General features: G+C 64.3%; 11 protein-coding genes, 1 tRNA gene and 3 pseudogenes. 10 read left to right on the top strand and 5 right to left on the bottom strand.

Annotation, left to right across the window (positions count from 1 at the left end):
• Both EET03_RS03310 and EET03_RS03300 read left to right on the top strand, forming a co-directional pair.
• Positions 1-200 (top strand): annotated as a pseudogene (locus EET03_RS03310) (IS607 family element RNA-guided endonuclease TnpB); the annotation flags it as partial.
• 338 nt (positions 201-538) lie between these two features.
• Positions 539-1,261 carry a 2-thiouracil desulfurase family protein gene (locus EET03_RS03300; protein WP_075541353.1) on the top strand — a complete coding sequence of 241 codons (723 nt, stop codon included), beginning with the start codon at positions 539-541 and terminating at the stop codon, positions 1,259-1,261.
• Between the two features lie 43 nt (positions 1,262-1,304).
• On the opposite strand, the gene EET03_RS03295 is transcribed toward EET03_RS03300, so the two are convergent.
• Positions 1,305-1,904 carry a TetR/AcrR family transcriptional regulator gene (locus tag EET03_RS03295; RefSeq protein WP_099193951.1) on the bottom strand — a complete coding sequence of 200 codons (600 nt, stop codon included), beginning with the start codon at positions 1,902-1,904 and terminating at the stop codon, positions 1,305-1,307.
• A gap of 284 nt (positions 1,905-2,188) precedes the next feature.
• Between EET03_RS03295 and EET03_RS03290 the strand changes: the two genes are divergently transcribed.
• From EET03_RS03290 to EET03_RS32250, 3 genes are read left to right on the top strand one after another with little or no spacing between them, the layout of a single operon-like run.
• On the top strand, positions 2,189-2,521 hold the full coding sequence (locus EET03_RS03290) for a nuclear transport factor 2 family protein (protein WP_136625639.1): 333 nt from the start codon (positions 2,189-2,191) through the stop codon (positions 2,519-2,521).
• Positions 2,522-2,579: 58 nt separating this feature from the next.
• Positions 2,580-2,879, top strand: a complete 300-nt coding sequence (locus tag EET03_RS03285) for a hypothetical protein (protein ID WP_136625638.1) — start codon at positions 2,580-2,582, stop codon at positions 2,877-2,879.
• An 8-nt stretch (positions 2,880-2,887) separates the two neighbouring features.
• Complete coding sequence (locus EET03_RS32250; RefSeq protein ID WP_279637581.1) at positions 2,888-3,019, top strand: hypothetical protein; 132 nt, start codon at positions 2,888-2,890, stop codon at positions 3,017-3,019.
• Positions 3,020-3,035: 16 nt separating this feature from the next.
• Here EET03_RS32250 and EET03_RS03280 read toward each other — a convergent pair.
• Positions 3,036-3,119, bottom strand: a tRNA-Tyr gene (locus EET03_RS03280).
• A gap of 65 nt (positions 3,120-3,184) precedes the next feature.
• Between EET03_RS03280 and EET03_RS03275 the strand changes: the two genes are divergently transcribed.
• Together EET03_RS03275 and EET03_RS03270 are read left to right on the top strand one after the other, a co-directional pair.
• Complete coding sequence (locus tag EET03_RS03275; RefSeq protein ID WP_075541350.1) at positions 3,185-3,676, top strand: YajQ family cyclic di-GMP-binding protein; 492 nt, start codon at positions 3,185-3,187, stop codon at positions 3,674-3,676.
• A gap of 171 nt (positions 3,677-3,847) precedes the next feature.
• Positions 3,848-5,344, top strand: a complete 1,497-nt coding sequence (locus EET03_RS03270; protein ID WP_075541349.1) for a flavin-containing monooxygenase — start codon at positions 3,848-3,850, stop codon at positions 5,342-5,344.
• 29 nt (positions 5,345-5,373) lie between these two features.
• On the opposite strand, the gene EET03_RS03265 is transcribed toward EET03_RS03270, so the two are convergent.
• Positions 5,374-6,915 (bottom strand): trypsin-like peptidase domain-containing protein, encoded by a 1,542-nt coding sequence (locus tag EET03_RS03265; RefSeq protein ID WP_099193950.1) that lies wholly within the window; start codon positions 6,913-6,915, stop codon positions 5,374-5,376.
• Between the two features lie 169 nt (positions 6,916-7,084).
• Between EET03_RS03265 and EET03_RS03260 the strand changes: the two genes are divergently transcribed.
• The 3 genes from EET03_RS03260 to EET03_RS03250 all read left to right on the top strand — a co-directional run bounded on the left by EET03_RS03260 (position 7,085) and on the right by EET03_RS03250 (position 11,809).
• Entirely contained in the window at positions 7,085-8,110 is a 1,026-nt protein-coding gene (locus tag EET03_RS03260) for an NAD(P)H-dependent glycerol-3-phosphate dehydrogenase (protein WP_099193949.1), read from the top strand.
• Between the two features lie 250 nt (positions 8,111-8,360).
• The gene (locus EET03_RS03255; RefSeq protein ID WP_082274459.1) at positions 8,361-9,926 is read left to right on the top strand and encodes a SulP family inorganic anion transporter; all 1,566 of its coding nucleotides are present in this window, start codon (positions 8,361-8,363) and stop codon (positions 9,924-9,926) included.
• Positions 9,927-10,219: 293 nt separating this feature from the next.
• Entirely contained in the window at positions 10,220-11,809 is a 1,590-nt protein-coding gene (locus EET03_RS03250; RefSeq protein ID WP_099193948.1) for a SulP family inorganic anion transporter, read from the top strand.
• Here EET03_RS03250 and EET03_RS03245 read toward each other — a convergent pair.
• Both EET03_RS03245 and EET03_RS03240 read right to left on the bottom strand, forming a co-directional pair.
• Positions 11,742-12,027: pseudogene (locus EET03_RS03245) on the bottom strand (toxin-antitoxin system HicB family antitoxin). The gene EET03_RS03250 and the pseudogene EET03_RS03245 sit on opposite strands and share 68 nt — an antisense overlap.
• A gap of 345 nt (positions 12,028-12,372) precedes the next feature.
• Positions 12,373-12,572 (bottom strand): annotated as a pseudogene (locus tag EET03_RS03240) (IS607 family element RNA-guided endonuclease TnpB); the annotation flags it as partial.

Genomic DNA, 12,572 nt, shown 5'->3' with positions numbered 1-12,572 from the left:
CACACCAACGTGATGACAACGCCGCGATCAACCTCGCACGCTACGAGGACACCATTAGCGTCGTCGGCCCAGTTGGGGCCGCCGTCAAGCGTGGAGCCGACCGTAAGACCGGGCCTGGCCCGGCCGGTGGCTGTGAAGCGCGGAAGGGACGCAGCCGCAAGGCTGCCGAACAACCCCGAAATGGGGTGCGAGTCGCGTGACCACTAAAGATCACTCACTCGCAACGGTTCCCCACAACAGTGGCCCCTCCGCGACCAGGCTGTCCGGCACCGCCGCGATGGCGGTGGCGACGGATCGGCTCGGTGCTACCTCTCGTGGCATCGTCGATGAGCCGGTCTTCCTCGGCAGGAGGTGGGGCGTCGGACACATGTGGGCTGAGGCCGCCAGCTACTCGGCCGTCAGCCTGGCGCTGGGGTACGCCGGGTGGATTTCTAAACCTCAAGCACCGCAACACGAATCGACAACGTCCGACACCGGCGAGCAGAGCGGGCAGCGTCTCAGCTCAGCTGACCCGTCTCAACTCGTGAGACATTGACTCATGTCGAAGTCTCGCGAGTCGGCCCGGCTGCTGCTCAACCAGCTGGCCGACGAACGCAGCCGGCGCGTTGTTCTGGTATCGCACTGCCTGCTGAACGAGAACACCCGCTATGCCGGCGGCGCAACCCGCCCCGGGGCGGTGGCGGAGGTGGTCAACGAACTGCTCACCGCACGCGCCGGCATCCACCAGCTGCCCTGCCCCGAACAGCTGGCGTGGGGCGGTGTGCTCAAACGCCACAGCCTGCGGCTCTACCACTCCAAGGGCGGACCGCTGTATGCGGTGCGCGGTGCGCTGCTGAGCGGATTCATCTTGTGGACCAAGGTGATTTACCGGCGCCTGGCCCGGCGGGTCGCCCGTGACGTGGCCGACTACCACCAGGCCGGGATCGCGGTCGCCGGCATCGTCGGAATCGGCGCCTCGCCCTCCTGCGGAGTGACCACCACCCTTGATATGCGCGCTTCCCTGCAGGTGGTGGCCGCCTGCCCGGCGGCGGCTCTCACCCGAGACGTGATGAACGAGCAGGCCGTGCTGGGCTGCCGGCGCTCCGGGCAGGGCCTGTTCATCAAAGCGCTCGACCGTGAGCTGAACCGCCGCCGACTGACCGTGCCCGCATTCGAACATGACCTCGCCGCCGAACTACGCGGCAAGCCTCAGGCGGTGCTCGCCCGACCGGCACCGCGAACTCTCGGCACGGTGGCGGAGGCCGCAGCCAAGGGTCATTAGGACGTTCGCCCGTCGGTTCCGGTAGACGGCAGACCCAAAACATTCATTGCGTGAGGCCGGCGATTCTCCTGACGAGCTTTTCGGTGAGCGCCGGGCGGTCGAGAGGCCCCAATTGCCGAAGATGGGCGCGGCTGGGCTTCTCGAGGGTGGCCATACCGTGCATGCCCACCCAGAGCAGGAAGGTGTCTTCGTGCGGATCCGCGCTGGTCGACGAGCCCGCCGCAACACAGTCGCGCAAGGCCTCTTCGACGCGCGCGAAGGTACTGACGGCATGTGGGGCAAAGCCGCCCGCCGCGGTCATGAATCGGTAACGCGACCGGTATGCCCAGCCGTAACGCACGTAGGCCAGGCATCCGGCCACGAGCCGGGCTTGCGGTGTTTTCTCCTTTGACATCGACTTCGCCACCGCGGCATCGAGTTCGGCGAAGCTGCGCTCCAGGACGGCATCGAGAATCTCCCGGAGATCGCGGAAATGCGGGTAGATCGACGGGGCGCTGATTCCGGCTTGGCGGGCTATGCCTCGCAGGGTCACCGATGCGGAATCGTCGGCGGCGTCGACGAGAGCGGTCGCGGCTACGACGATGCTGTTGCGCAGTTTCTCGCCCTCCCCGCGCCGGTTTCGGCCGCGCGCCGGTTCGGCCATATCCTGGCTCGCTTTCCATCCTGGTGAGAGCACTTGCGCGGCAAGTCTAACAACCGTAAGCTAACGCTCGTTAGACTAACGGGCGTTAACTTACGTCTGTTAGACAATCGGCATCGGGGGAGACCCACAGATGGACACTCAAGGCCAGACGACCATGCTCGCAGTTGCCGGACTCGAACCATTTGACGAAGCCGATCGACGCGCCATTACGCAGACGCTGAACCGACTCTTCGCCGGATTCGCGCACCGCAACGCCGACCTGCTGCAGGACGTCTATGCCGACGATGCAGATTTGGATCAACGCGTTCGGCACCGTGCGAAGGGGCAGCGAGCAGATCACGGCTTACCTGCGTGGCCTCTTCGCCGACAAGAACTTCAACGACGGACGCGTCGTCGCCGGCCCCGATTGCACGGTTCGCCGGCTGGACCGCGACCATGCGCTGATCCACGCACATCTTCAGATCGAAGGCCGGGGACTCGTCGCCGGTGGAGCCATCGCCCGGCGCGACAACCACTCCCTTCGGGTCGTGTCCCGTCACGCCGACAACTCTTGGCGCATCGTCTCGGAGATGTTCATGGACGTCCGTCAAGACCACAGCTACGTCAACCACTCCTGAACCACCCCTGTCCTTGGCCTCCTGCAGCGAAAGGAACAGAGCTCATGTCATCGCGGTGGTGCTCCTGCAGACACTGATTCTGCCCCTGGTCAGCGGCGGCATCCAGCTCGCCGTGGCCGGCGGTAACCCCGCCGTCGTGTTCGGCTTGTGGTGGGCGTTCTGGGGAGTCGGCACCCGGCTACTCGTCGCAGGCATCAGCCAACTCACCAACCCGGGGCGCACCGCGCGCGGCATTCTCGGAATCGAGGACGCCGGCGCCGAACAGGTGGTCCACGAACTCGGCTATGCGAACCTCAGCATAGGGCTCATGGCCTCGCGAGTCCGTCCACCGGTGGCTGGGGAATCCTCGGCGCCGTAACAGGTGCGGTGTACCTCGGCTTGGCGGGGCTGCGCCACATCGCCGAGCGCGGAGAAGAGATAGTCGTGACCTGGACCGACCTATTGGTCTTCGTCATGGTGATGGTGGGCGCCGCCGGCATCATCACGCCGTCGAGCTGACACCGTCTCTGACCTGTGGTGGCAGGTACAGGATTCGAACCTGTGTAGCTTTCGCGACGGATTTACAGTCCGCTCCCATTGGCCGCTCGGGCAACCTGCCGCCAGACAGGTTACAACGACCGGGTAGACAAAGCACAAACGGCTATCGAAGAAGGGACGGATCGAATGGCGGACTCATCGTTCGACATCGTCAGCAAGGTCGACCGGCAAGAGGTCGACAACGCGCTCAACCAGGCGGCCAAGGAACTGGCCACGCGGTTCGACTTCCGCGGCACCGACACCAAGATCGCGTGGAAGGGCGACGAGGCGATCGAGCTGACCTCATCCACCGAGGAGCGCGCCAAGGCCGCCGTCGACGTCTTCAAGGAAAAGCTGATCCGCCGCGACATCTCGATGAAGGCCTTCGACGCCGGCGAGCCGCAGGCTTCCGGCAAGACCTACAAGGTCACCGGCACCATCAAGCAGGGCATCAGCAGCGAGAACGCCAAGAAGATCACCAAGCTGATCCGCGACGAGGGACCCAAGACCGTCAAGACCCAGATCCAGGGCGACGAGATTCGCGTCACCAGCAAGAAGCGCGACGACCTGCAGGCCGTCATCGCGATGCTGAAGAACGCTGACCTGGACGTGGCGCTGCAGTTCGTCAACTACCGATAGACCCGAGCCGCGCCGAACGTAACGCCACGGGCGTTACGGTCGCGGCGCATTCGCTTGCGCGCCCCGCACGTCGACGTGCTCATGCGGCCCGCACGAGATCCAGCCGGTGGCCCAACCAACCGGTCGGTGCCTACTCTGGTGAGCGGTACCCGAATTCAAGCGAGGTTTGGCATGACCGTGAGCCCTCACGAAGCCATCGACACGGCCTACTTCGACGTCGTCATCGTCGGCGCCGGGATCTCCGGCCTCGGCGCGGCCTACCGGCTGCTGCAACGCAACCCCGGACTCTCCTACACCATCTTGGAGCGGCGCGAGCGGATCGGCGGCACCTGGGACCTGTTCCGCTACCCGGGGGTGCGCTCCGACAGCAGCATCTTCACGCTGAGCTTTCCCTACGAGCCGTGGACCCGAAAGGAAGGCGTCGCCGACGGCGAGCACATCCGTGAATACCTGACCGCCACCGCCCACAAGTACGGCATCGACCGCCACATCCGGTTCAACAGTCACGTCTTGGAAGCCGACTGGGATTCGGCCACCGACACCTGGACCGTCACCTTCGAGCAAGGCGGCGTCGCACAGCGATGCCGCAGCCGGTTCGTGTTCTTCGGCAGCGGTTACTACAACTACGACGAGGGCTACACGCCCGAGTTCCCCGGCATCGAACAGTTCGGCGGCACCGTGGTACATCCGCAGCACTGGCCGGAAGACCTGGACTACGCCGGCAAGTTGGTGGTGGTCATCGGCAGCGGGGCCACCGCCGTCACGCTGATCCCGTCCATGGCGGACAAGGCCGGCAAGGTGACCATGCTGCAGCGGTCGCCGACCTACCTCATCTCGGCGTCCAAGTACAGCAGGTTTGCCGCCGGCGCTCGTAAAGTGCTGCCCCGGAAGGCTTCCCATCTGGCCATCCGAATGTACAACGCACTGCTGGAGGCGGCGCTCTGGTTCTTGTCCCGCAAGACACCGCGACTCATGAAGTGGCTGCTGCGGCGCACGGCGATCAAGAACCTGCCCGCCGGCTACGACGTCGGCACCCACTTCAAGCCCACGTACAACCCGTGGGACCAGCGGCTGTGCCTGATTCCCGATGCCGACCTCTACACCGCCATCACCGACGGCCGCGCCGACGTCGTCACCGACCACATCGACCATTTCGATGCCACCGGCATCGCGCTCAAGTCCGGCGAACACCTCGATGCCGATATCGTCGTCACCGCCACCGGCCTGCAGCTGCAGGCACTCGGCGGCGTCAAGATCAGCTTGGACGGCGTCGAGATCAATCCCTGCGACCGCTTCGTCTACAAGGCGCACATGCTCGAAGACGTGCCCAACCTGTTCTGGTGTGTGGGCTATACGAATGCGTCCTGGACGTTGCGTGCCGACATGACGGCGCGGGCGACGGCAAAGTTGTTGGCGCACATGGCGGCTCACGGCTACACCCATGCCTATCCGCACCGCGGCGACGAGCCGTTGACCGAAAAGCCCTCCTGGGACATTCAGGCCGGCTACGTGCTGCGGTCGCTGCACGCGCTGCCCAGGTCAGGCACCAAGCGGCCGTGGAATGTGCGGCAGAACTATTTCGCCGATGCCATCGACTACCGGTTCGACCGCATCGAGGAGGCAATGGTGTTCGGCCGTGCCGCCGACCGGGCGGCGGTAGCGGGCTAACGGCCGGCTGACGGCGGGCTAAGCGTGGGCTAAGCGGGCTGCGCCGATTCGCCGGCCGGGATTTTCTTGCCGCAGTTCGGGCAGAACTTCTCGGCAGGGTGGTGCGCCGCTCCGCAGTTGGCACAGAAGTGCGGCTCACTCGACGGGGCGGGAACTAGCCCCAGCGGCCGAACAGTGCCGGTCGCCCGCGGTGGCTCTGCATCCGCAGCAGCTGCTTCGGCTGCGGCGGCTTCGGCTTCGGCTTCGGCTTCGGCTTCGGCTTCGGCTATGGCTTCGGCTTCGGCTTCGGCGATGGCTTCGGCTTCGGCTTCGGTGCGACGCTGCCGACGGCTCTTCCGCACCATGAAAGTCACCCAGCCGCCCACCGTGAGCAGCAGCAAGACGCCGCTTACCGTGTACCACACCGGTTTTGAGCGAAGAAACACCGGCGCGTCACCGTACTGCTGACGTAGGTTGGCCGCGCTCGTCTTGAGATCGGCCACGCCCGGATAGTCGGGTGACAGCGCCAGGGCCTGGTCGAAATCGTAGATCGCGTCGCTGTACTGGCCCGAGAAATAGTGGTTGAGCCCTTGGCGGTAGTACAGGTCGGCGGGCCCGAGCATCGGCTTGACACCCTTGCCGGCCAGTAGCGCCGCAAGACTGTCTGCGGGCGCGATGAAGTTGAACGGCTGCGGTTCGCCGACGGGACCGAAACTGTTCACTCCGATCACCTTGCCGTTGAGTTCGACGGTCGGCCCGCCGCTCATGCCCTCGGCGACCGGGGCATCGATCTCATAGATCGGACTCGATTCCATGGTCGACTTCTTGCTCACCTTGCCGCTTTTATTCGTCGGGTCCAGCGACATACCGGTGACCCGCTGAGTCGTCTCCGGGAAACCCACCGCCAGAACCGGTGCCCCGATGCTGACGTCGGCGTCGGTGCCGAGCTCCGACGACGGCAGGTTGTGCTTTTGCACCTTGAGCAGCGCGACGTCGCCTTTGCCCATCGGCCGGAAGTCCACGACGGTGGCCGGAAGCTTCTCGACGAGCTTCGTCCCGGTTCCGTATCCCAGCACGAGGCTGATCTCGGGCCCCCGGTCGGGGGTCTGACCTTCGACCCGCGCGTTCTTGGTGAGCCAGTCCAGCGTCGCGCCGGGGTTGTGGCCCACCGGCGAGTCGGGAAAATGCGCCACGTATTCACTGGCCGCACGCTTGAGTATCAGCTGCTTGGCCGTCTCCGGATCGACGCAGTGACCTGAGGTCGCCACCCACCCGTCAGGATTGACGACAAATGCGGTGCAGGTCCACGTCGCCGTGAAGGGGATACCCGAACCTTCGCCGAACAGTGACAGCATCTGGCCGTCGGGCAGCCGGACCTGACCGTGAGCCTGGGCCGCAAGATATAAGACGGCCGGCCGGATCATCGCCGCCGCTCGCTGTTCCGGGTTGGCCTGCGGGCGCCCACCGTCGGCGGACGCGATCCCCGGCGACCCGGCCAGCAGCGCCAGCGCGGCCGCGATCAGCAGTACGAACGTCCGGACGCAACACGAGGGCAGACGCCTCCCGCGCGACCGGCTCGCTCGTCGCGACATGATTCCTCCTCGATAGAACAGCTATCTTTCACCATCCCGGCGTGGTCACCCCGCCGGGTAGGGACCGAAGTCCCATGCTCGGAGGTCGTTGGTTTCCGACTTCGTCTCGGGGCCGCCGGCGGCGATCAACCGCTGTCAAATGTCGGGCTACCGCAATAGGCTGTGCCCCATGGCAGCTGCGAAGCGCGAACCCAAAGTCGTTGTCCTCGGTGGCGGTTCCTGGGGGACCACGGTGGCGTCCATTTGTGCACGGCGGGTGCCGACGTTGCAGTGGGTGCGCTCGGAGGCGACCGCAAGCGACATCAACGACAATCACCGCAACAGCCGCTATCTCGGCAACGACGTCGTGCTCAGCGAGACGCTGCGCGCCACCACCGATTTCTCCGAGGCCGCCAACAGCGCAGACGTCGTCGTGATGGGAGTGCCTTCGCACGGCTTCCGGGGTGTGCTCACCGAGCTGAGCAAGGAACTGCGGCCCTGGGTGCCGGTAGTGTCCCTGGTCAAGGGGCTCGAGCAGGGCACCAACATGCGGATGTCGCAGATCATCGAGGAGATCCTGCCCGGTCATCCGGCGGGCATCCTCGCCGGTCCCAACATCGCCCGAGAAGTCGCCGAGGGCTATGCGGCCGCGGCGGTCCTGGCCATGCCCGATCAACATCTGGCCACCCAGCTGGCGGCATTTTTCCGGACCCGGCGTTTCCGGGTGTACACCAGCGATGACGTCATCGGCGTCGAAATGGCCGGGGCGCTCAAGAATGTGTTTGCCATCGCCGCCGGCATGGGCTACTCGCTGGGTATCGGCGAGAACACTCGGGCGCTGGTGATCGCCCGCTCGTTGCGCGAAATGACCAAACTCGGCGTCGCGATGGGAGGCGACACCGAGACCTTCCCCGGATTGGCCGGTCTGGGTGATCTGATCGTCACCTGCACCAGCCAGCGCAGCCGCAACCGCCACGTCGGCGAACAACTGGGCGCGGGCAAACCCATCGACGAGATCATCGCGTCGATGAACCAGGTCGCCGAGGGCGTCAAGGCGGCCAGCGTGGTCACGGAGTTCGCCAACGAATACGGGCTGAACATGCCCATCGCTCGCGAAGTCGACGCGGTCATCAACCACGGCTCCACCGTCGAGCAGGCCTACAGTGGCCTGGCTGCCGAGGTACCCGGACACGAGGTACACGGCTTAGGGTTCTAGCTTCGCTTGCATGGCCTTCTACCTAGTCAGCGGCCATCACGCCCGAAATCTGCGTTCGGTATGCGCGCTGCGCGCCAACTTGACCCCTGTTCAGCCGCCCGAATACTGTCAAGGGCAGTGTCGGGCGCCTGCAGAATACCTTCCACCAAATGTATTCGCCGGTGCGCCAACGACTTACGAGTAGGTGACCAAGGTAGTGCGGGGCGCGGTGTCGGACCGTCCCCGCAACGCCCAGACAGGGGAATGACCGATGCAGCCCACCGAACCACACCGCAGCCAGGCCCCGGACAAGGGCCCGGACAAGGGCCCGCCAGTGTCGCGTACTGACCGACTGCGATCCATCATCCGGCACGACTTGCCGTCGTCGCTGGTGGTCTTTCTGATCGCACTGCCGCTGTCGGTGGGGATCGCGATCGCTTCGGACGCACCGGTGCTCTCGGGCCTGATTTCGGCAGTCGTCGGAGGAATCGTCCTCGGATTCATCGGCGGGTCGCCGTTGTCGGTGAGCGGTCCGGCGAACGGGTTGATGGTCGTTACCGCCGGTCTGGTCGCCCAGTTCGGTTGGCGGGCGACGTGTCTGATCACCGTGGCCGCCGGTGTCCTGCAGCTCATCTTGGGGCTCAGCCGGATTGCCCGAGCGGTACTGGCGATCTCCCCGGTCGTCGTGCACGCGATGCTGGCCGGCATCGGAATCACGATCGCACTTCAACAAACACACGTCCTGCTGGGCGGGGAGTCGCACAGCACATCGTGGGAAAACGTCGTTCAGCTGCCGGGACAAATCATCGGCGCGCACAAGCCCGGAATGTTTTTGGGCGTCTTGGTGATCGCCATCATGGTCGCCTGGCGCTGGGCTCCGGCCAAATTGGCTCCCATTCCAGGTCCGCTGGTCGCCATCGTGACGGCAACCATCATCTCCGTGGTGTTTCCGTTCGACTTGGCCCGGATCACACTCACCGGGTCGCCGCTGGATGCATTCCAGCTACCGGCCCTTCCCGAGGGGAAGTGGGGAGCCTTCGCGGTCAGCGTGCTCACTGTTGCCTTCATCGCCACCGTCGAGAGCCTGCTGGCATCGGTGTCGATCGACAGGATGCACCCCGGGGCGCCCACCAACTTCAACCGCGAGTTGACCGGACAGGGCGTCGCAAACATCACCTCCGGGATGATCGGCGGCCTCCCGATCGCCGCCGCCATCGTCCGTAGCTCCGCGAATGTGCAAGCGGGCGCCAAAAGCCGCGCCTCGACGATCATGCACAGCGTCTGGATCCTCGTCTTCACACTGTTTTTTGCCGGGTTGATCCAGCAGATCCCCACCGCCGCACTTGCCGGCCTGCTCGTTTTCGTCGGGATCAGGCTGCTGCAGCCCGCCCATATCGAAACCGCCATGCGAAACGGGGACCTGGCCGTCTACCTGGTGACCGTCGTCGGTGTCGTATTCCTCAATCTCATGCAGGGCGTGTTGATCGGACTCGTCCTGGCCATCGCGCTGACCGCATGGCGGGTGATGTGGTTCAGGATCCACGCCCGGTCCGCCGGTGACGAATGGCACGTGCTCGTTGAAGGGGCAGCCACCTTCCTCTCTCTGCCTCGGCTGACCGAGGTGCTGGCGTCCGTCCCCGCGGGCAAGACGGTCAATGTCACCATGTCGGTGATCTACCTCGATCACGCCGCGCACCAGGCGATTGCCGATTGGCAGCACCGGCATCAGGCGACCGGAGGAGTGGTGCACATCCATGGCGGGGTCCATACCGGCCACCGTGCTCGCCGGGCGATGGACGACCTCATCGACGCCGAAGGACCCGAAACGGCGGCATAGCGAGGGAGTTTAGAGCGACGCCCGGATTATCGCCGCTTGTGCCAGGCCAATGCATTCGGGCTTGGGAACGTCGGCTCGGCGAAAAAAATTTGCGTTCGCTATGCAGCTAGCGCGTCCGGTTGACCCTGGCTTAGCCCGCGAAATACCGTCGAACTCCGTAGCCAACGGGCGCCTGCCTCAAACATTGGAGTTTGAGTAGATTTAACTGTCTGTGCGCCAACCATTTACGACTACGTTATGTAATTTGGGGCGGGATCATCGGAACGTCCCCCAAGGAAACGAGGGAGCTACCGATGCAGCACACGAAATTCCGCGGCAAGCCGTGCCTTGACCGCAGCGATCAGGTTGACCCAGGTAACCAAGACAACGCTTCGCGCCAGGTGGCGCAGTCACGAAAAGATCGAGTTCGATCGGTCATCCGCCACGACCTGCCATCTTCGCTTGTTGTCTTCCTGGTCGCGCTGCCGTTGTCATTGGGCATCGCCATCGCATCCGATGCACCGGTACTCGCAGGTCTGATTGCCGCGATTGTCGGCGGAATCGTCGGCGGAGCTATCGGTGGATCACCGCTGCAGGTCAGTGGGCCCGCTGCCGGGCTGACCGTGGTCGTCGCCGATCTTATCTCCCAATTCGGTTGGGGATTAACCTGTTTCATCACCGCGATCGCAGGACTCATGCAAGTCCTGTTGGGGCTCAGTCGTGTTGCCCGGGCCGCCCTTGCCATCTCGCCCGTGGTCGTGCATGCGATGCTGGCCGGCATCGGGATCACCATCGCGCTTCAACAAACGCACGTGCTGCTCGGCGGCGAGTCCCATAGTTCGGCCTGGGACAACGTCGTTGAGCTGCCTGCGCAGATTCTCGGCGCGCACAAGCCCGGAGTGATACTGGGCCTACTGGTGATCGCCATCATGGTCGCCTGGCGCTGGGCCCCCGCAAAGGCAGCCGCCGTTCCCGGTCCGTTGGTCGCCATCGTGGCCGTCAGCGTCGTCTCGGTGGTGTTTCCGTTTCACGTGTCCCGGATCGCGCTCGAGGGTTCACTGCTGGATGCACTGCAACTTCCGGCAATTCCGCACGGAAGCTGGGGTGCCGTCGCGATCGGGGTCATCACGGTCACACTTATCACCAGTGTCCAAAGTCTGCTGACGGCGGTCGCGACGGACAGGATGCACAGTGGCCCGCGCTCCGAACTGGACCGCGAGTTGATCGGTCAGGGCGCCTCGAACATGGTGTCGGGAGCGATCGGCGGTCTTCCCATCGCCGGCGTCATCGTCCGCACGTCCGCAAATATCAAGGCAGGCGCCAAGACTCGTGCGTCGACGGTCTTGCACGGATTCTGGGTGATGTTGTTTGCGCTTCCGTTCGCAGGTCTCATCGAACTGATTCCCAGTGCCGCGCTCGCCGGGCTACTGATCGTCATCGGAATTCAGCTACTACAGCCGGCGCACATCGAAACCGCGGTCAAAACCGGCGATTTCGCCATCTACCTGGTAACCATTGTCGCCGTCGTATTCCTCAATCTCCTGCATGGGGTGATGATCGGGCTTGTTCTCGCCATCGCGATGACAGGATGGCGGGTGATACGGGCCAAGATAGACGCTCACCCGATTGGCGACGAATGGCGTGTGGTAGTCGAGGGTACCTGCACCTTCCTGGCGCTGCCCCGGCTGACGCAGGTGCTGGCTGCTATCCCGGAACGCACCACAGTCACGCTTCATATCGCGGTCAACTACCTCGACCACGCGGCGCACCAAGCGATTACGGACTGGCAGCGTCAGCACCACGCCACCGGCGGGAATGTGCACGTCCATGGGGGTCTCACGAGGGGCCATTCGTCGCGGAAAGTACCACTAATCGAAGGGGAAACGTCCGAAGCTGCCGCCTGATTGACCGATCTGCCGGCTTCTGAACTATCCAATGGATCCATCGAAACACGTTGTTCGGCAGCCTCAATGGCGAGGCGGGCGTGGAGCGCCGGTGAGGTCCTGATCACCAGGGTTCCGCTATAAGTTCGTTGGTCGAGGGCGTCCTCGATAGCGGCGATCGCTTCCTGCGCTGTCGGCGCCCGCCCCGTCAGGTACGGCATTTCGATGCAGGTACCTATGTGTTCGTCGTATTTGGGGGGGCACCATTACCGCACGCGGTAGGTGTATCGGTTCATGCCGGATTGGTAGCAAATGCGCTCACGGTCCGGCATTCACCCGGGGCCGCTCCGTGCTCCCCAAAGGAATAGGCTTCCGCGAATCTGATAGCGCAGTTGCTGGCGTATTCGCGGCTCTCCAGGGAAATCCAGGAAATCCAAGGAAATAGGACTCGGCTAAATCTGATAGCGCGGCCGCTGGCTTATTCGCGGCTTTCCAAGGAAATCCAAGGAAATAGGTCTCCGCCAGATGTGATAACGCAGGCGCTATCACAATGAGAACCGTTGCGAGTGAGTGATCTTTAGTGGTCACGCGACTCGCACCCCATTTCGGGGTTGTTCGGCAGCCTTGCGGCTGCGTCCCTTCCGCGCTTCACAGCCACCGGCCGGGCCAGGCCCGGTCTTACGGTCGGCTCCACGCTTGACGGCGGCCCCAACTGGGCCGACGACGCTAATGGTGTCCTCGTAGCGTGCGAGGTTGATCGCGGCGTTGTCATCACGTTGGTGTG

This window comes from Mycobacterium innocens, assembly GCF_900566055.1.
GTDB lineage: Bacteria > Actinomycetota > Actinomycetes > Mycobacteriales > Mycobacteriaceae > Mycobacterium > Mycobacterium innocens.
The sequence above is the reverse complement of the archived record's forward strand: the minus strand, read 5'-3'. Positions and strand labels throughout refer to the sequence as shown.